This is a genomic window from Tateyamaria sp. syn59 (genome assembly GCF_007995245.1).
In the GTDB taxonomy this organism is placed as follows: Bacteria; Pseudomonadota; Alphaproteobacteria; order Rhodobacterales; family Rhodobacteraceae; genus Tateyamaria.
Window position 1 is genome coordinate 199,395 of record NZ_VCBA01000004.1, and the last position, 22,996, is coordinate 222,390.

Consider the following 22,996-nt stretch of genomic DNA (forward strand, 5'->3'; position numbering starts at 1 on the left):
CCTTGGGAAACCTGCAGATCGCGCCAATATGGTTACATATCGCGACGTCAGTCACGTTGAGGATGCAGCGCGCACGGGTTATATGGCACATATGGAGCCGTTTCTGTCCCAGATGTGGGTCCGTTGTCGCGATGTCGCAGCGGCCCTGATCGCCAGCCTGTGGCGCGGGCATGCGACAGATGACGTCGTTGCATTGATCGAGCGAGAGCCGATTGGACGCCAGCGCGGGATCGTTTTCGGCACCCTTACAGCCTTGTTTTTGCTCAGCATCGGGGCCGCGCAGTTCGGTCTTATTGGTATGTGCCTGTTCTGGATTGGTGTAATCCTGTTGATCCGCTGATCACGCATACAATTGTATGCAATTGATTTAATTGCAAAAAATCTGAAAAACTTTGATCCAGCCGAGCCGCTGCCCGTACACCATGTATCTGATCACAAACACACAGGAAGGAAAGACCATGGGTATTGGCCTCGGAATTCTGACGTTTGGGACTTTGGGCTTTGTCGTCGCGTTCGCCTACATCAGCGCGCGTGTGACCGAGAAGCGGCGTTTGGAAGGTGGCCCGAAATCGTCGCTATCGGCGGACGGGATCGCGGAACGGCTGGCAAAGGCGTCCGCCACGCGCTGAGCCTTACACAACTTCACGAAAAGACACCGCGTAACCGTTCGGCTGCGCGGTGTTTTTATGCTTAGAATTCGACGACAGCCCGGATCGACTTGCCTTCGTGCATCAGGTCAAAGCCGTGGTTGATCTCGTCCAACGTCAGCTTGTGCGTGATCATCGGATCAATCTCGATCTTGCCGTCCATGTACCAGTCGACGATTTTCGGCACGTCCGTGCGCCCCTTTGCGCCACCAAATGCCGTGCCGCGCCAGACGCGACCTGTGACCAGTTGGAACGGCCGGGTCGAGATCTCCGCACCGGCAGGTGCCACGCCGATGATGATGCTTTCGCCCCATCCCTTATGAGCAGCTTCCAGCGCTGTGCGCATCACGTCCACGTTGCCGGTGGCGTCGAAGGTATAGTCGGCGCCGCCCTTGGTCAGTTCCACCAGGTGCGCCACCATGTCCCCGTCGACCTTGGACGGGTTGACGAAATCGGTCATGCCGAAATGCTCACCCATCGCAACCTTGTCGTCGTTCAGATCGACGCCCACGATCTGATCCGCACCCGCCATCTTGAGGCCCTGGATCACGTTCAGACCGATGCCGCCCAGACCGAAGACAATACAGCGCGAGCCGATCTCAACCTTGGCCGTATTGATCACCGCACCGATGCCGGTCGTGACCCCGCAGCCGATGTAGCAAATCTTGTCAAAGGGGGCGTCCTTGCGGACCTTCGCGAGCGCAATCTCAGGCACGACGGTATGGTTGGCGAAGGTCGAGCAGCCCATGTAGTGGTGGATCGGCGTGCCATCGAGCATCGAGAACCGGGTGGAGCCGTCGGGCAACAGCCCCTGCCCCTGTGTCGCGCGCACCTTCTGACAGAGGTTTGTCTTGGGGTTCAGGCAGTATTCGCATTCGCGGCATTCGGGCGTGTAAAGCGGGATGACATGATCGCCGACCTCAAGCGTCGTCACCCCCTCGCCCACTTCGATGACGACGCCCGCGCCTTCGTGGCCCAAGATCGCTGGAAAGATCCCTTCGGGGTCCGCGCCGGAGCGGGTGAATTCGTCGGTGTGGCACAGGCCGGTCGCCTTGATCTCGACCAGCACCTCGCCCTTGCGCGGGCCTTCGAGGTTCACCTCCATGATCTCAAGCGGTTTGCCGGCTTCTACGGCAACTGCGGCGCGGGTCTTCATCATGGTTCGTCCTCTCAATGAGTATTTTGATCATGTGAGCCAGCGGAGGCGCGATCTGTCAATGCAGAGATTTGAATGGCGGGCGGCAGCCTGGAACAGGCGGGCGCAGAAACCACCGCTGCCGTCGCCTTTTTGAAAGCGGTGCGCAACTGACCCGCTGAACCCGACGTAACCGGATGTTTTGACTGGAAACGCCGGGCAATCCGACCTGCTGGGCTATACCGCTTCGACGCATTCGCCGCAGCAAGCAGTGCGATTGCAGTGCCATGTCAAACACTGACAACGCGGTGTGATGACTTGGGCACAGCCAACGTTATGCCACCAAAGGTAGAATTTTTACCTTGCCTTAGCGTCAACCTGCCGGAACACTGGTACCATTCGGAAAGAACGTATTGATGCCACCCAACCTGGGGGATGTGTATTGGGTGTCTTTGGACCTTGTTTTTCGGCGCAGATGCGCCTGTTTTTCGGTGTGTGTCTGACGGTTGTTGCCACATTTGCCTCTGCGCAAGACCGCTCCGACCTGGATGCGCCGCTGGAAACCATCGTGTTCACGGCAAGCGACACGCTGCGGGGCATCGTCGCCGAACACATGAACGATCCCGATCTCTGGCCCTATATCCTCGAACTCAACGCCATTTCCTCTCCGGCGGCGGTGGTGCCGGGCACGGAACTGGAGATGCCGGTCAAACAGGTACGCGCCGCCGATGCAGCGCTGGCCGAAAGCCTAGCCGCTATCCAGCAGGCGAATGCCGAGGGCGCGCAGGTCTTTGCCCCAACCGAAATCGGCGCCGCCATCGAAAACCGCGAGACGGCGGTTGCCCGACGCGATGTGGGCGCGTGGGGCGAGGTGGTCGACTTTTCCGACATTGCGACCGCACTGGCCGTGGAGGCGCTGGAAATCTCGATCGCACAGCGCGACCGGTCGACCGCGGCGATCGTGTCCGATGTCCAGGGCAACGTCGAAGGCCGTGCACCGCAGGAGCCGCGCTGGAGCGGGCGGGGGTTGAACGACATTCTGGTCGAGTCTGAACGTGTGCGCACGCTGTCCGGCAGCACCACGCAGGTGACATTTCGCGACCTCAGCCGCCTGCGCCTCAATGCAAATTCCAACGCCACCATCCAGCGCATGCGGTCCGACCCGCTGACCGGGAACGAGGTCACCAAGGTCAGTCTGGCGGAGGGCGATTTTTATGCTCTGTTGAGCCAACTGTCGGAACGTTCGGCGTTCGAGGTTGACGTACCGGGCACTGTGACAACCACAAGCTCGTCCGACTTCTGGATCAAGAATGACGTGAGCGGTGCGCGGTTCGTGAATTACGACATACCCGGCCTTCGGGTTTCGGACGGGGATCAGATGATCGAGGTCGGACAGAACGAGGGTCTGGTGCTGACCGCAAGCGGGATCGAACGGGCCGAGGTTCTGGAAGCGGTGCGTCTGGCAGAGCCTGCGCGCGATGCCGTCCTCTATGACGGTTTCGCTCCGCTGCGATGGGCGCCTTTTGACGGTGCCGAAGCCTATTGGGTCGAAGTGGCGCTTGATCCGGGGTTCAACCAGATGCAGGTGTCGGAATGGGGCGTGCGCGACACCGCATTTACCACGGCAGCGATGCCGCCCCGCAGGTATCATTGGCGCGTGGCGGCGCTTGACCGGCTGGGCCTGCCCGGACAGTGGAGCCTGTCCAACTCATTTACACTGCGCAATGACAACGTGCCGCCCTTTCTGACACTGCTTGCCCCGTCGGATGGGGGCATAGTCGCGCGCGCGCAGATCGAACTTTTTGGTGCATCGGAACCCGCAGCGCAAGTCACCCTGAATGAACAACCCTTGGACCTTGCCGCAGACGGCAGCTTCATCGCCACCCTGTCACTATCCCCCGGCACGAACGTGCTGTCACTGCGCGCCGTTGATCCGGCAGGGAACGAGAGTGTGACAGCCACCACCGTGATCTACCGGCCAGCGGCGCAGGTTCAAATCACCCTGTCACCGGACATGCCGCGCGTTGGCACGGCACTGGCCACAGCGTCTTCAGACCTGGTTGTCTTTGCCGCCTCCACTGCCGAAGCCGGCGCGGAATTGATCGTGGAAAGCGGCGAAACAGCGGTCTTGCGCACCAGTGTCGGCACAGGCGGAGCCATCAGTTTTTCCGTACCCGCATCGGACAGACAGACGGGGTATAGCATGGCCGTTCTTGGCCCCAATGGCGGGGTCGAAGGGCGCACAGACTTTCAGGTGATCCGCGACACGCAAGCGCCGGATCTTGCCTTTGACATGCCCCTGCCCCGCGCCACAGACCTCGATACGATCACATTGCGGGGGACAACGGATGACGCGACATCGCTGAGCGTCAACAATGCACCAACGGAACTGGTGGATGGCGCGTTTCGGATTGATCTGACGCTAGTACCGGGCCTGAACATCTTTGACGTCGTCGCACAGGACGCTGTCGGCAATATCAGCGCCGAACGCGTGCAGACACTGTTCGACGTCGACCCGCCCGAGGTGACATCCGTCGATCTGCGCCGTCCCGCGGGCGAGGACGGGCCAATTGAGCTGATCGTGGTCGCGACCGATGCAAGCGGACTGCGCCAGGCGGCTCCTTATCTGCTTCAGGTCGGGGACATGGAACGCGAAGGGTTCATGCGCTGCGATGCCACGACCGGAACCTGCCGGGCCTCTTTGCCGCCCGAACCGGGGACATTGCGCCTGCTTGAAGTGGTGATTGAGGACTACGTCGGAAACACCGCGTTTCGCTGAGCGATACGGCCGGGTGTAGGGAGAACAAAACGATGTTGCACAGCTTGCGCCTTGGCCTTCTTGCCCTCACCGCAGCCTTGCTTGGCCTGCCGCCAGCCACAGAGGCGCAGACCGTATCCGAAGGCTTGATCGTGGTCTACGGGGTCAATGCGCCAACGCGCGAGGGCGATACCGACCGGCGCGAAGAGATCTTTTTCTCTGTTCCGGCCAAGACGGAGGGCCGGATTTACGTGCGGGTCTTTGACCCCGAGACCTTCGGAACCGATGACTTCACCTATGGCGGGCCAGCCGATGCGGTGACGACCTTTCGGGTGTCGGGTGGCAACGGGGCCTTCGGAGATGCGGTGCGGCCCATGATGGTCGAAGACGGCTCTCGGCCGGACCGCGCCCCGCCCAGCTTTCCCCATGTCGGTCCCGGTCAGGTGCTGATTGAGGCCGTCTATGACAATGACCGCGCGACCGACGGACGGTGGGTGACACTCGGGGCAGTGCGCGCACGGCAGGGCGAACAGATCGGTGATCGCGCCTTTTTCCGGCTGGACGTGGAAGGCACGCGGGGCAATGACGGCAACGGTTTTTCCGTCAACGTCAGCCGCGCACGGGATCGAGACCGGCCACCCGAAGGGTTGGAGGTTTTTGCTTATCAGCCCACAATCCGCTGGACGACGGCAGGCACACCAACGCGGGTCCGGTTTCAGAGCACCGAGGGCCCCTACACCGTGCAGAGTTTCGATGCTGCCAGTGCCGACATGACCATCGTTGCGGACTATGCTGACCTACCGGTGCAGGTGTCCGGGCAGGATGCCTGGGCTGTGGATCAGGTGAACACCCTCGACCAGACGCTCGCACTAAGCCTGATCGGCGGGTTCGAGACGCCGAATGATGTCACCGTGGCCGTCTTTGACGGCGCTGGACAACCCGTGCCCTTGTACATGCCGCCCCGCCGCACGTTGTCACCGGCGCGCCCGATCGCCATCGGCAACGCCCGTCCGCTCGCCAACTGCACCTCCGTCGCCTTTGACGCGAGCGGGACGCTGGGCCGAGCGCCGCTGTCCTATTCCTGGGAGTTCGGCGACGGGACTGTGTCCGAAGAACCGGTGATCGCACACACCTACCAAAAACCCGGGCGCTACAATGCCGTGCTGCGGGTTCTGGAACCGGGCGACCGGGCTGGGGCCGGGGCGGAAGTCATCGTACCTGTCCACGTCCGTTCTGCGCCCGTTGCGCAACCGGGCGATGCGATTGTTGCGGCGCCGGGCGAGGAGATCACCTTCGATGGCACCGGCTCGATCCCCTCAGACAGCCCGATCTCGCGTTACCTATGGACCTTTGGCGATGGCACCGGTGCAGACGGGCCAACCGCGCAAAAGGTCTACGCGCAGCCGGGACAGTACCGGGTCGCGTTGCGTGTCGAAGATGACAGCCAGCACCCGTGCGATTTCGGGGGCGCAACGCGCGCGGTGACCGTAAACTTCGCCCCTGTGGCCGAGGCGGGCACCGACCGGACCGCCGAGGTTGGAGAAACCATCCTGTTCGGGGGGCAAGCCAGTTATGACGTTGATGGCACGATTTCATCCTACCGATGGGATATGGGCGACGGCACTGCGCTGACTGGCACGACTGTCCGCCATGAATACGCGGCGCCGGGCCGCTACACCGTGGCGCTGACCGTGACGGACGACAGCGGTGTCGCCAACGCCTCTGCCACAGATACGTTGGTGGTCGAGGTGAATGCGCCGCCTGTGCCGGACATCCGCCTTCCGGACCGACCTCTGTCCGTCAGCGAAGCGGCGCAGCTGGACGGCAGCGGCAGTTCGGATGCAGATGGCGCGATCCTCTCGTATCTCTGGGATTTCGGCGATGGCGCCACGGGTGAAGGCGAAACGGTCAGCTATGCGTGGACGGCCCCCGGCATCTACACGATTGCCCTGACCGTGACCGACGACAGTGGCACCGGGTCGGCGACCCAGCGCACCGAGGCTACTATCGTCGTGGATGCCGCCCCGATTGCGGAGGCAGGTCCGGACCAGTTCGTGACCGTATCGGACGTGCAATTCGACGGCACTGGGTCGACCGACGCGGATGGCACAGTGGCACAATACACTTGGGACTTCGGCGATGGCGCGACCGCCAAAGGGCCGCGCCCCACCCATGCCTATGCGCGGCCCGGTGTGTATGAGGTGGCTCTGGTCGTCCGCGATGACAGCGGCGCACCGCTCAACACCCACCGCGACACGATGCGCGTCATCGTGAATGCGGCACCAATTGCCGATGCGGGCCCACCTCTTGTGGTGGCACCGGGAGAAGATTTCGTGCTGAGCGCCGGTGCCTCCGTCGATCCGGACGGATCGATCGCGCGCTATACCTGGCAACTGCCGGACGGCACGACGGCCACGCAAGAGCGTGTCGGCCATCGGATCGACATCCCCGGCACCTACCGCATCGGTCTGCGGGTCGAGGACAATTTCGCAGGCAGCGCCGCAGCCGACGATGCCGAGGTGTTTGTGACGGTCAACACAGCGCCCGTGGCGCAGGCAGGCGCCGACCGGCTGGTCGCTCCGGGCGATCCGGTGCGGCTGGACGCGCGCGCCAGCTTTGATCCCGACGGTGCGATTGCCCAGTATGAATGGACGTTCGACGATGGATTTGCGGACCAGAACCTGGCCCGGTTCGAACGCAGCTACAACACGCCGGGCACGTGGACCGCCCAACTGGTGGTGACAGACAACGCGGGTGTCGCAAATTCGACGGCATCCGACAGGATGACGGTTCGGGTCAACGCCCCACCTGTGGCCGAGGCCGGACCGGATATCGAAACCGATGCCCTGCACGTCGCCTTTGACGGCGCGGGGTCGGCGGACGCGGATGGCGACGCGCTGATCTACACATGGGATTTCGGGGACGGCTCACCCCCGCGGACGGGCCAAAAAATCACACATGTCTATCCCCGTCCGGGCACATTTCCGGTAACCCTGCGGGTTGACGACGGCACGGGGCTGTCCAACGCCACCGCCATCGACGCGACCACCGTTGTGGTAAATGCGCGGCCCATGGCCGAGGCCGGTGGCAACCGCGCCGTCTGCTCAGGCCAGACCATCCTGTTCGATGCTTCAAACAGCATCGACCCCGACGGGGGCCTGCTGCTCTACCAATGGGACTTCGGCGACGGAACGACATCGGATCTGGTCAACCCGACCAAGATTTACGAAACGCCGGGCGCCTACCCGGTCACGCTGAGCGTACGCAACGGCAAGGGCACCGAATGGGGGCGCGACATGGACCGCGTCGCGGTCCTGGTAAGTGAAGGGCCGATTGCCCATGCGGGCGACGATCTGACCGTCTATGCCAATCAACCCGTCCGGTTTGACGGTTCACGCTCAACCGACCGGGACGGTGCGGTCAACGCCTTCACATGGACCATGGGCGACGGCGGCACGGCGAGCGGCGAGCGCCCGGAGTATGTATTCAGGACGCCCGGCAGCTACACGGTCACACTTACGATCCAAGGCGACGCGATCGGCGATTGCTCCCCCCTCGATACGGACACGGCCCGCGTCACTGTGCTGCCGGCACCATCGCAAACCATCGAAGCCAATGACCGGGCGGCGGCCGGTTTGCCGGCGTTGTTTGCGGCCAAGATGCAGGGGATGGACAGCGCAGAGGTGACAAACCACACATGGACCTTTTCCGACGGCACCGTCGCGTCGGGCGCACAGGTGACCCATGTCTTTGCAGAGGCGGGCGATTACACCGTAACACTGCGTACAGATCTGACCGGTGCCGCATCCGGTCTGGAACAGCTGAAAACCCGGCGACAGATCACGGTGAACGCCGCCCCGCGCGTCGTGATCGATGCGCCGGAAACGGTTGCCGCGGGACAGGCCGTCGTGTTTGACGCCACCGCCTCGACCGACAGCGACGGCGCGCTCACAGGATTTGCCTGGGATTTCGGGGACGGCACGACCGCGATGGGCGTTGTTGCGGCGCACGTTTTCAAGGCACCCGGCGACTATACCGTGGCCTTGACCGTGACCGATGATGCGGGCGTGGGCAATTCAGACATCACCGGGACGCGGCATATAACGGTTAACCCGCCGCCCGCCGCTGGGTTGGCTGTTGCGGGTCAGATGTGCCCAGCGACAGCGCGGGACTGGAGCGTCGACACACCACCGGGCACGAGCGTCGCGTGGACCTTTGGCGACGGCACGACGGCAGAGGGCGCGCGCACGACACATGGCTTTGCCGAACCAGGCCTTTACCCGGTCAGCGTTGCGCTGGACGATGGGCGCGGCTTGCGCAACAGCAGCTGGCGGGAAGAGGTGTATGTCCGCGTGAACGCCGCGCCAACGGCTGTTGCAGGCCCGGATCAGGTGGTAAATCCCGGAGATACCGTGTCCTTGAGCGCAGCCCTGTCGGCAGACATCGACGGCACGCTGATGGCATATACCTGGAGCTTCAGCGATGGCGTCACCCTCGAAGGCGTCGATGTGGCGCGTCAGTTCGACCTAAATGGGCCGGTCGCGGTGACCCTGACCGTGCGCGATGACAGTGGTGTACCCTGCAACACGAGCCAAGACACCCTGACTGTTCTGGTCAACACCGCGCCCCGGATCGACGCCGGTCCCGACCGAACCACGCCTGTCGGCGCGGCGCATGACGTGCTGATCTTTGATGCCTCCGCGGCGTCGGATGCGGATGGGCACAGCGTGACGGTGGACTGGGACTTTGGCGATGGAACAACGGCAACCGGGGCCGTTGTGCGTCACGCCTATGGAGCGCCCGGCACCTATACGGTGACGGCGACGGCCCGCGATAGCACCGGCTTGCCAAGCGGCGTGAGTATCGACACGGCAACCGTGATCGCAACGGGGCGCGACGGGTGATGATCCGAACTGTTTCATACCCAGACGCCAGCGAGTGAGGTGATTTGCGCACCATGTGGTTTCCCCTGCGTCTCAAGTTTTTCCTGATCGCTACTGTGCTGGTCGTGGCGCCCCTCGCCATCGTGGGTCACAACCTCACGCAGCTGACACGGGACGGATTGAAATCCGCAGCGAACGAAGATCTGACAACGGTGGCGGCACAGCTTCAGGCCCAGTTCGACACCACCTATCAGGGGCGGTGGTTGTCGCCGCTGATGGTCATCCGCAACGGGATCGACAGTCCTGAACTGGACGTGCCGCAAAAGGTGTCACTTTTGACCCTGGGCCTGCAGGAATTGCCGGATGTCCTGTCGTTGCAACTGGCGGTCGCGGGATCCAACCTGCCCATCATAGCAACGGATCAGCCCTTTTCACAAAAGCTGGAAGCGCTGGGTATAGACCCGGTGCAGGCCCTGACCGTGTCGACCGAGACGATCGAGACGATCGAGGACACGGGGCAATTCGGTCGTCCCCTGATCTCGCAGATGGTCGAGACCGGGGACTGGCTGGCCACCCTTGCCCTGCCTCTGAACACACCCATCGCCGGGCGACAGGTCACACTGGCCGCCCGCATCGAGTTGTCGAGCCTTGCCCAACTGGTGGAGCGACACCCCTTTGCCCGACGCGGTGAGATCACAGTGGTTGATCAGACAGGGCGCACCGTCCTGATGGACGAACAAACCGACCTGACCGAACGGGACATTGTAAAATCCGCCTTGCCCTTGATCGTTGCGGGTGCGCGCGCCAATGCGCTGCAAAGCTACACCCGTCCGGACGCAACGCCTGTGCTCGGGGCCTATGCATTTCCCGACTGGTTCCCCTGGGCCGTTGTGACCGAATTGACCGAGGACAACGCCTATGCCGTGGCAAATGCCATCACGCGTCAAATCCTGATCATCGGCGCGCTTGGGTTTGGTCTGGCCAGCCTCGGGGCGCTGATCTTTGCCCGTCGTCTGACGCGGCCCATCCTCGACATCGGTGAGGCGGTTGAAAGGGTGCGCGGCGGCGACTTTTCTGCACGCGTTGCACATGTGACCGCCCATGACGAGATCGGTCACTTGTCGCGCCGCGTGAACACGATGATCGTAGAGCTGGGCCAGCGCCCGCAGCCAATGAAATCCGTGAGCCAAGGCACTGTTTCTGCAACCCAAAACGCAGATGACGAGCTGTCTCGCGGCGGTCAACGCAAGCGCGTCTCAGTGGTTTTCACCGACATCCGCGGCTACACCGCCTTTTCCGAACGCGTCGCTCCCGAGGTCGTGATCGAGGCACTGAACGAGTGTTTCGAGGCGCAGACCAGGATCATTGATGCCCATGATGGCGATGTCGACAAGTTCATCGGCGACACGCTGGTCGCGGTGTTCGAAGGTGACACGATGGAGCAGCGTGCCGTCTCGTGTGCCGTCGAAGTGATCCAGGCGATGCAGGGCCTGCTCCAGAAATTTCCCGACTACAATCTGCATGTCGGGATCGGCGTGGCCTCTGGCGAGGTAGTCGTGGGTGCCATGGGGGCCAGGGACCGGATGGATTACACGGTGCTGGGATCGACGGTGACGCTCGCCGCCCGGCTGTGCGACATGGCAGAACCGGGTCAGGTGCTGCTCGACCAAGCCACACGCAGCGCAAGCGAGGGGCTGGACACTGTCCGGTTCGAGACGCGCGAGGCGATCCCGCTAAAGGATTACGACGATCCAGTTCCAATCTTCGGAGCAAGCCGACTCCGCACAGCGGCAGAGTAAGGGCTAGGGCAGCACGGCCCAGACCATGACCAGGTATGTCCATTGGTGCACCGCCTGATCCAACCCGAATGCGCGCCAGAACCCACCCTGGCTTGGGTCATGGCCGGTATGTTCAGACCACCAGCCTTTGCCCCAGTCGATGTGGAAATGCGCGATCCACTCGGCGATGGCCACCACGAAACCCAGCCAAACGGGCACGCCAACCAACACCATTGCCACAAGCGATCCCACAGCGTGTAGGCCCGCATGCTGCAACCGGCCAAAGTGCATATACACCGCCCGGTTCGCCAACATGCGCGGGGTTTGCAGGTAGAAGTCGGCGAACAGATGCTTGACCTGCAGCAAAAACAGCAGGACCAGGGCAAATGTGACGGGGTCGGTCAACTTGTACCTCTCGCATTCCTTCCACCCTCACCCTAGGACGGGCCGCGCCATGCCGCAATCGTCCAGTCAGCGCAGATGACGGGCCATTGATTTCCGGCGCGGGGCGTTGATAGGCTAGCACAGGGCGTCTTGCCTGCCCTTTTCAGTACGCGGACCGGCACCATAGAACGCTCCCTCTTTCGATTTATCTGGATCTATTCAAGGCGCGATCAACTGATCCTGCTCGCGGTCACGCTGATGCTGTTTCCGCTGCTCTATCTGACGCTCGAATTGCCCAAGCGGATCATCAACGACGCGATCGGCTCGGGCACGCCAACAGTATCAGCCTATGGGTTCGAATTTGACCAGATCACCTATCTGATGATCCTGTGCGGCGGTTTTTTGTTGGCCGTGCTGTGCCATGGCCTCCTGAAAATGCGGATCAACACGATGAAGGGCGTGCTGGCTGAGCGGCTGTTGCGCCGCTTTCGCTATACGCTGATCGCCCGCATCCTGCGCTTTCCGCAGCCCTATTTCGAACGCACCAGCCAGGGCGAGTTGGTCAGCATGGTCACTGCCGAGAGCGAACCCATGGGCGGACTGATGGGCGATGCGATCGCTCAACCGGTGCTGCAGGCTGGTCAGATGCTGACAATCCTCGGCTTTCTCTTTTTCCAGTCGGTGGCATTTGGTCTTGCAGCCATCGCGCTGATCCCGCTGCAGGCCTGGCTGATCCCCAAGCTGCAGCGTCAGATCAACTTGCTGAACAAGAGCCGGGTGATCCAGGTCCGCGCACTGGCAGCCGAGATCGGCGAAGGCGCTGCAGGTGCGGGCACCCTGCGCGTCAACGGCGGCTGGCGCTATCGTATGGCGATGATCGGCAACCGGCTTGGCAACCTCTTTGCCATCCGGTTCGAGATCTACCAGAAAAAGTTCTTTATGAAGTTTCTCAACAACTTCATCACGCAACTGACCCCGTTCTTCTTCTTCTCTATCGGCGGCTACCTCGTGATCCAGGGCGATGTGACCATCGGCGCTTTGGTGGCCGCCCTTGCCGCCTACAAAGACCTGTCGAGCCCGTGGAAAGAGTTGTTGGCCTATTACAACCAAGTCGCCGACATGTCCCTGCGGTGGGAGACGATCACCGAACGCTTCGCCCCTGCGGGTATGATCGACGACGACCTGTTCTACGGCCCCGCCCCCGAAACGCCGCGCCTGTCAGGCGACATCGTGCTCGATCAGGTCACAGTGCGCGATGGCGACGGAAACGCCGTGCTCGAAGACATCTCTCTGACTGTCCCCGCGGGGACAAGCATCGGGATTACCGCCCCCAATGACGAAGACCGCCGCGCATTGGCCGAGGTGCTAACGCGCGAGACGCTGCCAACAAGCGGGTCGGTGACGATTGCGGGGCACGACATCCGCCGTCTGCACCAGACCGTGATTGCCAAGCGGATCGGCCACGCCACCTCGCGCCCGATCATGTTTCAGGGCAGCTATGGGCAAAACGTGATGATGCCCATGCGCCTTGCCCCGACCGAAGCCGCCGCCGAAAGCGATTTCAGCCGCGAGGCGCTGCGCGCAGGCAACAGCGCTGACATGCTGGACGCCAAGTGGCTCGACCCCAGCATCGCAGGCGTGCCTGACAAGGACGCGTTGCGCGCGTGGTGGTATGCGCTGATTGATGGCAGCGGCTGCGGTGACGCGCTGACACGGCGCACCATGGACCAGACCTTTGACGCTGAGCGCAACGCAAAACTCGCCAGCGCGCTTGTCGATTTGCGGCCCAAGGTTGCCGCTGCGGTCGCCAAGGCCGGACTGGATCGCTACGTCCACAGCTTTGATCCAAACCGCTACAACCCCGCTCTGCCCATTGCGGAAAACCTCCTCTACGCGACGCGGAAAACGATCATCACACCTGATGTGATAGAACAAAAGATCGACTTCCTGCGCCTGCTGCACGACCTGTCGCTGGCTTCGAACCTCGAAGTGCTGTCTCGCAACATCCTTGAAATGCTCCGCCAGACCTTTGGCCCGAACGGCACGGACCATCCCCTGTTTCGCCGTGTCGGTCTTGAGGCAGAGATCTACAACGCCGCCCTGGAACTGGCAGAACGCAAGCCACAAGGCTCCGACATCACCGACAAGGAACTGGCGCTGCTGCTGAGCATCCCGACCAATGTCACAGCCGAACAGGTCGCGGCCGCCTTCCCCGAGGAAGTGCGCCAGCGCGTGCTGGACATGCGGATGGAACACGGGGCTCGGTTGCGCGCGCAGATGGACGACATCTTTGTCCCCATCGAGGCGGGCAAACATGTCCATGGGCTGTCCGTCCTTGAAAATGCGCTGTTCGGCAAGCTGGCCGACAGTGCGGGGGCGCGGGCGGATGATCTGCGCGGTATCGTGGTGGATGTGTTGACCGAGGCGGGGGTGAACCACCTGGTCCTCGAACTGGTCTTTGACGTGCCGATTGCGCTGGGTGGGGCCAACCTGCCTGCGCTTTTTGCCGAACCGCTGTCGATCAGCCGCGCAACGATCAAACGACCCGATATCCTGATCCTGGATGAGCCGATGGCGAGCTACGGCGAAGACATCCGCACAGCCCTGATCGAAAAATTGCGCGAGCTTTTGCCCGAGGCGACACTGATTTTCCTCGGCACGTCATTCGAGGATGAACAGGCCTTCGACACCCATCTCGAGGTAGTCCAGGGCCGCCTGCAGGGGGCCGAGGGCGAACGCGCAGATCTGGGCAGCGATGCCAGCGCCGATCTTGCGCGCAAGGTCGAGGCGCTGCGCCAAGCGCCTATGTTTGCCGGGCTCAAGCGGCGCCAATTGCGCCTCCTGGCCTTTGGTGCGCGGTGGTACAGCGCACAGCCGGGCGAATACGTCTTTCACAAGAACGATGACCCGACAGATGGCGCCTATATGGTGACCGAGGGCGAGGCGGACCTTCTGCTGCCACAGGACAGCGCCGAGGACACGCTGATCGCAACGGTGGGCCCCGGCGCACTTGTGGGCGAGTTGGGTCTGATCCGCAGCGAAACCCGCGCGCTCGACATGCGCGCCAAGGGCCAGCTGACCTGCTTGCGCATCGGCGAAGAGGAGTTCATGGCCGTGGTCGAGAATGACGCAGCCACGGCCTTCAGGTTGCTGCAGGTGGTGGCAGGCTACGTCAAAACCTGATCACGATCCTGCCCACGGCCCAATCTGCGCTGGAACCTTCGGCCCAAGTTTGGCATTCACGATATCAGAAAGACCCGCGTGCTGCGCGCGGTGGAGTGCTGCGATGTATCGGACTGTCTGCCATGTTTTGGCAGTGATCGGCGCCACGTGTGGCGCGCCAGGGGCCTTGCTTGCCCTGACTGTAGACGTTCGCGCCCCCGGTGACTTGGCAGATGAGGTCCGCGCCGCCTCCCTCACCGCAAGCCTGCAGGACGAAGAGACGGCGCCACGTGCGATTGACGTCATTAGCGCGGCTCAGGCAGACTACACGCGTCTGATCGGGCTGCTCTATGACAAGGGCTATTTCGGCCCAACCATTTCAATCACAGTGGACGGGCGCGAGGCAGCCAGCCTGTCACCTGTCGCCGCGCCGGGTGCGGTCAACAGCGTTGTTGTGACCATCGATCCGGGCAAGGTTTTTACCTTCGGCACCGTCACGGTCAGACCAACCGCCGAGGGCACAGAGCCAGTCATCCAGGTCGCACCGGGCGAGACCGCAAATGTCAGCGCGCTGCGCACCGCGACCGAAGCCGGGATCGAAGGCTGGCGCCAACAGGGTCACGCCAAGGCCGCTGTATCGGGCCAGCAAATCATCGCAAACCACCCGGCTGGCCAGCTGAATGCCGACATCCGGCTGGATCCCGGCCCGCGCCTGCGCCTGGGCCGCCTTAACATCGAAGGCCAAAGCAATGTCCGCGAAAAGCGCCTGCGCGAGATTGCGGGCTGGCCCAGCGGCGAAGTCTTTGATCCCGACACGCTGGATCTGGTAGAAAAACGGTTTCGCCGCACCGGCACCTTTGCCAGCGCCAGCCTGACCGAAGCCGAGGCCGCCAACCCCGACGGCACGCTCGACGTCACTGCGCAGATCACCGACCAACTGCCGCGCCGCTACAGGTTTGGCGCGGAATACGGCACGACGGATGGTGCGAGCATCAGCGCACTCTGGCTGCATCGCAACATCTTTGGCGGAGCCGAACGCCTGCAGATCGACGGCGAAATCTCGGGGGTCGGTGGCGACACCGAAGGCGTGGATTTTCGTCTGGGCGCGCAACTCTCGCGTCCTGCCACATGGCGCACCGATCTTGAGGCCGTGCTGCTGGCGGAGATCGAACAGCGCGACGATCCGAACCTGTTTTCCCGCACCGCACGGCTCGAATTCAGCACCGTCTATTTCGCCAGCGAGGATCGCGAATACAGCTACGGCATCGGTCTGCAGCGGGCAGAGACGCGCGATGACCTAGGCGAGCGGGACTACACGATCCTGACATTTCCCTTCAGCGCCAAATTCGACCGCCGCGACAATGAACTCAACGCGACATCCGGATACTACGCCGAGGCATCGCTGCGCCCGTTCATCAACATCGACGGCACCAGCGACGGGATCGTCACGACGCTGGACCTGCGCACCTACCGCAAACTCGGCGACCGCGTTGTTCTAGCCGCCCGCGGTTTGCTCGGCTCCGTGGCGGGCCCGTCCATAGAAGAGGCGCCCGCAGACTTCCTCTTCTTCTCTGGCGGCAGCGGCACCGTGCGCGGACAGGACTACCAATCGCTGGGGGTCGAGCTGAGCCCCGGCGTGACCATCGGCGGGCGGTCATTCGTCGGGCTATCCGGTGAGGTGCGGGTCAAGACAGGCGACCGGTTCTCGGTCGTGGGCTTCTATGACGCGGGCTATATCGGCTCCGAAAGCTTTTTTGACGGCGAGGGCGAGTGGCACACAGGCTTTGGCGCTGGGGTCCGTTATGACACGGGCATTGGCCCAATCCGATTTGACGTCGCCCTGCCCGGCTTTGGCCCTGGCGACAGTTCAGGGGTCGAGATCTATATCGGCATCGGGCAGGCCTTCTGATGCGTCGGATCGCCTGCATAGCCCTGATGTTGCTCTGGCCGCTGGCCGCACTCGCGCAAGATGACGAAGATCGCGGCTTCCTCGTCGGTCTGCTGGAAAGCAGTCTGGGCGGTGAAGGACGCACCGTGCGCATCGACGGCTTTGCCGGAGCGCTGAGCAGTCGCGCCACCATTGACCGCATCACCATCGCCGACAGCGAAGGCATCTGGCTGACGCTCGAAGACGTGGCGATGCAATGGAACCGCGCTGCCCTCTTCCGCGCCACGATAGACATCGAGGAGCTGCGCGCCGCCCGCATCGACTTGCCCCGCCTGCCGGTGGCACAGGGCGATGATCTGCCGACACCAGAGGCAACGCCTTTTTCCCTGCCAGACCTGCCGGCCGCGATCCGCATCGCCCAGCTTGATCTGGGGGCCGTTTCGCTGGGCGCACCAATCCTGGGCGAAGCAGCCATACTGTCTGTGTCAGGCGCCGCGGAGCTTGCGGGAGGCGCAGGCAACGCCACCATCAACGCGACACGCACCGATGGACCAAGGGCCAACTTCGATATCTCCGCAGCCTATGCCAACGACACCCGCGACCTGACCCTCGACTTTGGGCTAAGCGAGGCGGCGGAGGGGCTGATTTCGGGCCTCCTGAACCTGCCCGACCGGCCCAGCGTCGATCTGGCGGTCGACGGGGCAGGTGCGCTCAGCGACTTCAACGCAACTCTCGATCTGCGCACCAACGACACGCCGCGCCTGGCTGGCACACTGGCCCTGCAAAGCGAAGCGGGCGGACCAATGGCGTTTGATACCGCGCTCGACGGCGACATATCGGCGCTTGTCCTGCCGGAATACCGGGACTTCTTCGGCACCGATGTCGGGCTGGAGGCACGCGGCAGCACCGACGCGGATGGCGCACTTGCGCTCGACACCTTTGCGCTGGACGCGCGCTCCCTCCAACTTGCGGGTGAGGCGCGGCTGAACAGCGATGGCTGGCCCACACTTCTGGATATCGATGGCGCGCTTCGCGATCCAACCGGCACCCCTGTGACGATCCCCGGCACAGATGGCGCGCGCGTTCTGCAGGCCGTGCTCGACATCGCGTTTGACGCCGGGCAAGGCGACGACCTGCAGGCCCGCATCACGGCCACCGGGCTGGATCAGGGCGACAACGCGGTCGACGATGTTGCGCTGACCTTCGACGGCACACTCAGCGGTGCGGTGGGTGCCATCGGCGCGCTGAACGGTCGACTGGATCTGATCGTCGACGGGCTTGACCTGTCAGACCCCGCATTGGCAAGTGCCGTCGGCGACGGCGTGCGCGGCGGGCTCACAATCGCCTACGCCGATGAGGCGCCCCTGCAACTGAGCGACCTTTCCCTCACAGGCGCGGCCTGGACACTGGGCGGGACGATCGAAATGGACGGCTTCGATGACGGGTTCGAGACCGCATTTGATACCACGCTCGCCGCGCAGGATCTGTCGGCCTTTGCCGCACTTGCCGGCCTAGATCTTTCCGGCGCGGGTGACCTATCTGCGACCGGCACGGCGGCACTTGGTGGCTTTTTCGATGTGGACGTGACCGGGCAAACCCGTGACCTCGGGCTCGGCATCGCGCAAGCCGACGCGCTGCTCAGCGGGCAGACCGATCTGGTGCTGACGGCGCGGCGCGATACCACCGGCACATTCGTAGACCGCCTGGCACTTGAGAACGCAGCACTCGATCTGACAGCATCGGCCGATCTGCAGACCGGCGCGTCGGTCGCCCAATTCAACGCGTCCCTCGCGGATGTGGGCCTGATCACGGATGCGGTCGAAGGACCCATCACAGTCGATGGTACGGCCACGCAAACCGGGGACATCTGGGATATATCGGGCGGTCTGACCGGACCACTCGACACCTCTGCTACCGGCACGGCGCGTATCGCTAGCAACGAGGCTGACATCTCGCTCGACGCTGTTGTCGGCGATCTTGAGCGCCTCGTGCCGCAAATCACCGAACCCGTGCGCCTGAACGCGACGGCGGCACAGCGCGATGGCGCATGGCAGTTCGGCACTGACATCGACGGCCCGGCGGACGCGCAAGCCGCCGTCACCGGCCTTTTCGACGGCACCCGGCTTTCTGCGCGCTATGACGTATCCGCACCGAACCTGTCGGCCTTTGCACCGGGCGTTCCCGGAGGTGCGGCGCTGAACGGCGATGTGCGTCAGACGGCGGACGGGTGGGCGTTTGATACGGCACTGAACGGCCCCTATGACAGCACCGGCACCCTGTCCGGCACGTTCGAAGGCGTGCTTGTCACCGATTTCGATCTGTCGGTCCCCAACGTTGCCGCCCTTGCACCTGGCGTGCGCGGTGCACTGAACCTCGATGGCACGTTGGCGCAAACGGCAAGCGGCTGGGAGGTGGTCACGGACGTGGCAGGCCCCTACAGCAGCACGGGGAACGTGTCGGCATCGCTGATCGATGGTGTTGCTGCCGCGCGCTACGCGCTCAGCCTGCCGAACGTGGCACCGCTGGTGCCCGGCCTGAACGGCGGCGCGTCGGTGGACGGAAGCCTGCAACAAGTCGGCGAGGCCTACGACGTCGACGCGCAAATTGCAGGACCGTCGGGCACGACAGCAACCGCGGCCGGGCGGGTCCAACCCGACGGCACGTTGAACCTGAGCACCCAAGGGCAGCTGCAACTGGGCCTCATCAACCCGTTCATTGCACCGCGCACGGTCATCGGTTCCGCGCAGTTCGATCTGGCTGTAAACGGACCGCCTGCGCTCAGTTCGGTTTCGGGGCAGATCACGACCTCAGGCGCGCGCGCCGCCACGCCAAACCTGCCAGTGTCCATCTCGGACCTGTCGGGCGCGGTGCGTCTGTCGGGCGGACAAGCGGCACTTGACCTCAATGCCGCCATTGCCGAAGGCGGGGCGATCAGCGTCTCCGGCCCCATCACGCTCAACGGCGGCTACCCGGCACAATTGGCCATTGCGCTGAATTCAGTCGTTCTGAAGGATCCGACGCTCTATTCCACAACTGTTGATGGTCAGGTCAACCTGAGCGGTGCATTGACCGGCGGTGCGGCCATTTCGGGCGACTTGAATTTGGGTGAAACGAATGTGCAGGTGCCATCGAGCGGCATCGCCAGCTTTGGCACCATTCCGGACATAACCCATATCGGTGCCACCCGCCCCGTCATGCGCACGCGGGCGCGGGCCGGACTGGTACAGGACGACACTGAGACCGGCGGCACGGGTGCAGCCTACCCGCTTGACCTCACGATCAACGCGCCCAACCGCATCTTTATCCGCGGCCGTGGCCTTGATGCCGAGCTTGGGGGGCGATTGCGCCTGTCGGGCACCACGGCTGACATCATCTCCACCGGGCAGTTCGACCTGATCCGCGGGCGGCTCAGCATCCTCGCCCAGCGGTTCACGCTGGATGAAGGTCGCGTGACACTGCAGGGCCGGTTTGAGCCGATCCTGCTGTTTGTGGTCGAAACCGACACCTCAACCGGCACGGCCCGCATCATCGTTGACGGGCCCGCCGACGACCCCGATGTCCGGTTCGAAGCCACCCCCGAAGCGCCCGAAGACCAGGTACTGGCCCAGATCATATTCGGCCGCGACATCAGCCAGCTGTCGGCCTTCCAGGCACTGCAACTGGCCAGCGCGGTGGCCAGCCTTGCGGGTGCGGGCGGCGAAGGGATCGTGTCGCAACTGCGTGGCTCCTTCGGTCTTGATGACCTCGACGTGGCCTCGGACGAGGACGGAAACACCGCTGTCCGGGCCGGGCGCTACCTGTCCGAAAACGTCTACACCGATGTCACGGTCGGCGGTGCGGACGGGCCGGAGGTGTCGCTCAACATCGACCTGACGCCAAACATCACCGCGCGCGGCTCGGTCGGAGGCGACGGCAACACCGGGATCGGCATCTTCATCGAACGCGACTACTAGGGCGGGCTGTTCATCCTGCGCCTGATGTTGTATCCACCGGGATACAAGAGAAAGGCCCAGCATGACAGACCGAGACATGTCGCAAGGCGAAGCCGCCTACGCCCAGCTTTTGCAGGCCATCCGCACCGGCGACTTCGCCCCCGGCGACCGCTTGCGCGAAACGGACGTGGCCGACAGGCTGAACCTGTCCCGCACCCCCGTGCGCGAGGCGTTACGGCGGCTCGAGGCGGACGGCATCGTCGAACACCGTCCCAGGCTGGGCGCCGTGATCCGACAGCTGAGCCACGCCGAACTGGTCGAACTCTACGAGATGCGGATCGTGCTGGAGCGGACCGCCGCCGAGATGGCCGCCAAACACGCCGCCGCGGCCGAGGTGGACGCCCTGCGCGACCTCAATGCCGCCATTGCCAGCAGCGCTCCGTCCGAAGCTGCGGCGTTGAACCAGGACTTTCACCGGGGCATCTACCTCGCCACGCGCAACAGGTTCCTTGTGGACGCGGCGCGCGCATTGAACAACGCGCTGATGCTGATGGGGCCGACGACGCTCGCCGACCAAGAGCGGATCAATGTCGTCACGGCACAGCATGACGACATCCTCACAGCCATTGCCGCAGGCAACGCTGCCACCGCCGGAGAGGCGGCAGAGGCGCATCTGCAAACCTCGCTTCGCTACAGGTTGCGGGCGCTGGCGCGGTGATCCGGATTACCCTGACCTTCGCCATCGCGGGGATCGGCGTTGCGCTCTTTCAGGTGACCGGCCTACCGCTGCCCTGGCTGCTGGGTCCGATCTTTGCCTGCCTGATCAGCGCGCTGCTGGGCGTGCGGATGCAAGGCATCCGGCTGCTCAACGAAGGGATGCGCACGGTGTTGGGCGTGGCGGTCGGCGCGACGTTCACGCCCGTCGTGCTGGCGTCCATGCTGGGCATGTGGCCGACCTTGATGCTGATCCCAGTGATGACGGTGGTCATCGGCCTGATCGGTGTGCCCTATTTCCGCAGTCTCTGGGGTTTTGATTTCGCTACCAGTTATTACAGCGCGATGCCGGGTGGTCTGCAGGACATGTTGGTCTTCGGCGAAGAGGCTGGGGGCAATCCGCGCAGCCTGTCGCTGATCCACGCCACACGGGTGATGGTCATCGTCGTCGCTCTGCCGTTCATCTTGCAAGGCGTGTGGGGTGCAGACCTCAGCAACCCGCCCGGCGCGCCCGCGACCTCACTGGGCCTCGACCAGCTCGCACTGATGGTTGCGGCAGCACTGATCGGCTGGCGCGGGGCCAAAGCCATCGGCATGTTCGGCGCCTCCATCCTCGGACCGCTCATAGTCGCCGCCGCGCTGGCGCTGACCGGACTGCTGCAACATCGCCCCCCCGCGGAAGCCATCTGGGCGGCACAGTTCTTTATCGGCATGACCGTGGGCGTCAAATACACCGGCATCACTGTGGCGGAAATCCGACGCGACCTCGCCGCCGGGCTCGGGTTCTGCGTCATCCTGATCATCCTGACCGTCATCTTTGTCGAAGGGGTCTATACCGCAGGACTCGCACCTGGGATGGAGGCGCTGTTGGCCTTCGCACCCGGTGGACAGGCGGAACTGACCGTTCTGGCGCTGATCGTCGGCGCTGACGTCGCTTTTGTCATCGCGCACCACGTCTTGCGCATCTTCGTCGTGATCCTCGGTGCACCGCTCTTTGCGCGGCTCTTCCGCTAGTCGCGCAAGACCCGGCGCGAGATGTCGGCCATCAGCATCATTTCCTGCTCTGCCGTCAGGTCCACATCGTGCTTGCCGTCGATTTCCAGAAACGCATGGCCGTGCACGAACATGTGCAGCATCAGGCTGCGCCGGTCGATCTCAGCCTGCGGCGTCCCGTCTTGCATGATCTGCGCAACCTCACGTTTGACGATGTCAAAACAGGCCTCGCCCTCCGCCTGCAGTTCTTCATCATCAATGTGGCTTTTGGTCAGGCCAAACATCAAGCGGAACACGCCGGGCTCGGTCCGGGCGAAATTTGCGTAGCACAGGCCAAGCGCCGTTACAGGCGCATACAGGTCCCCGGTGGCCGCTTTTGCGGCTTCGTCCATCTGGTCGCGCATACGACCGATTCCCGCCATCGCGACCTCGCGCACGATCTCGGCCCGATCCCCAAAGTGCTTGTACGGGGCCGCAGAACTGACACCGGCACGGCGCGCGGCCTCGGAAATCGAAAATCCGTCGGCACCCTTCTCCTCGACCAAAATGCGCACAGTTTCAATAAGATGCGCACGCAGATCACCATGGTGATACTGGCTGCGTGGGATATTTTCCTTGGCCTGCTCCAACTTTTTTTGCCTCACTGCCTTGCCAAAGTAAGTGGCTATTACATATGTCTCATTACACAAGTAAGCACCCCTTACTTCCTGTCAAGGAGCGTC

The 22,996-nt window shown here is 63.3% G+C and carries 13 protein-coding genes; 10 read left to right on the top strand and 3 right to left on the bottom strand.

Annotation, left to right across the window (positions count from 1 at the left end):
- Positions 1 to 28 precede the first annotated feature (28 nt).
- Entirely contained in the window at positions 29 to 340 is a 312-nt protein-coding gene (locus tag FD715_RS09600; protein ID WP_147108744.1) for a hypothetical protein, read from the top strand.
- An 82-nt stretch (positions 341 to 422) separates the two neighbouring features.
- Positions 423 to 629 (top strand): hypothetical protein, encoded by a 207-nt coding sequence (locus FD715_RS09605; RefSeq protein WP_147108748.1) that lies wholly within the window; start codon positions 423 to 425, stop codon positions 627 to 629.
- A 61-nt stretch (positions 630 to 690) separates the two neighbouring features.
- On the opposite strand, the gene FD715_RS09610 is transcribed toward FD715_RS09605, so the two are convergent.
- On the bottom strand, positions 691 to 1,803 hold the full coding sequence (locus FD715_RS09610; protein ID WP_147109317.1) for an S-(hydroxymethyl)glutathione dehydrogenase/class III alcohol dehydrogenase: 1,113 nt from the start codon (positions 1,801 to 1,803) through the stop codon (positions 691 to 693).
- 454 nt (positions 1,804 to 2,257) lie between these two features.
- On the opposite strand from FD715_RS09610, the gene FD715_RS09615 reads away from it, so the two are divergent.
- From FD715_RS09615 to FD715_RS09625, 3 genes are read left to right on the top strand one after another with little or no spacing between them, the layout of a single operon-like run.
- Positions 2,258 to 4,561: a FecR domain-containing protein gene (locus tag FD715_RS09615; protein WP_147108751.1), complete on the top strand. Its 2,304-nt coding sequence runs from the start codon at positions 2,258 to 2,260 to the stop codon at positions 4,559 to 4,561.
- 32 nt (positions 4,562 to 4,593) lie between these two features.
- The gene (locus FD715_RS09620) at positions 4,594 to 9,444 is read left to right on the top strand and encodes a PKD domain-containing protein (protein ID WP_147108755.1); all 4,851 of its coding nucleotides are present in this window, start codon (positions 4,594 to 4,596) and stop codon (positions 9,442 to 9,444) included.
- Between the two features lie 53 nt (positions 9,445 to 9,497).
- On the top strand, positions 9,498 to 11,222 hold the full coding sequence (locus tag FD715_RS09625) for an adenylate/guanylate cyclase domain-containing protein (RefSeq protein ID WP_147108758.1): 1,725 nt from the start codon (positions 9,498 to 9,500) through the stop codon (positions 11,220 to 11,222).
- Between the two features lie 3 nt (positions 11,223 to 11,225).
- Here FD715_RS09625 and FD715_RS09630 read toward each other — a convergent pair whose 3' ends face one another.
- Positions 11,226 to 11,606 carry a DUF3307 domain-containing protein gene (locus tag FD715_RS09630; protein WP_147108761.1) on the bottom strand — a complete coding sequence of 127 codons (381 nt, stop codon included), beginning with the start codon at positions 11,604 to 11,606 and terminating at the stop codon, positions 11,226 to 11,228.
- Positions 11,607 to 11,843: 237 nt separating this feature from the next.
- Here FD715_RS09630 and FD715_RS09635 point away from each other — a divergent pair, with 237 nt between their 5' ends.
- From FD715_RS09635 to FD715_RS09655, 5 genes are all read left to right on the top strand, one after another.
- Positions 11,844 to 14,768: an ABC transporter transmembrane domain-containing protein gene (locus FD715_RS09635; protein WP_147109320.1), complete on the top strand. Its 2,925-nt coding sequence runs from the start codon at positions 11,844 to 11,846 to the stop codon at positions 14,766 to 14,768.
- A 205-nt stretch (positions 14,769 to 14,973) separates the two neighbouring features.
- Positions 14,974 to 16,656, top strand: coding sequence for an autotransporter assembly complex family protein (locus FD715_RS09640; RefSeq protein ID WP_189799451.1), 1,683 nt, complete (start codon positions 14,974 to 14,976; stop codon positions 16,654 to 16,656).
- 26 nt (positions 16,657 to 16,682) lie between these two features.
- Entirely contained in the window at positions 16,683 to 20,588 is a 3,906-nt protein-coding gene (locus FD715_RS09645; RefSeq protein WP_189799452.1) for a translocation/assembly module TamB domain-containing protein, read from the top strand.
- Positions 20,589 to 20,649: 61 nt separating this feature from the next.
- Positions 20,650 to 21,285 (top strand): GntR family transcriptional regulator, encoded by a 636-nt coding sequence (locus tag FD715_RS09650; RefSeq protein WP_147108770.1) that lies wholly within the window; start codon positions 20,650 to 20,652, stop codon positions 21,283 to 21,285.
- Positions 21,282 to 22,295: an AbrB family transcriptional regulator gene (locus tag FD715_RS09655; protein WP_147108773.1), complete on the top strand. Its 1,014-nt coding sequence runs from the start codon at positions 21,282 to 21,284 to the stop codon at positions 22,293 to 22,295. The genes FD715_RS09650 and FD715_RS09655 overlap by 4 nt, the downstream gene beginning before the upstream one ends.
- On the opposite strand, the gene FD715_RS09660 is transcribed toward FD715_RS09655, so the two are convergent.
- Positions 22,292 to 22,918: a TetR/AcrR family transcriptional regulator gene (locus FD715_RS09660; RefSeq protein ID WP_223274814.1), complete on the bottom strand. Its 627-nt coding sequence runs from the start codon at positions 22,916 to 22,918 to the stop codon at positions 22,292 to 22,294. The genes FD715_RS09655 and FD715_RS09660 overlap by 4 nt on opposite strands.
- Positions 22,919 to 22,996: the final 78 nt, after the last annotated feature.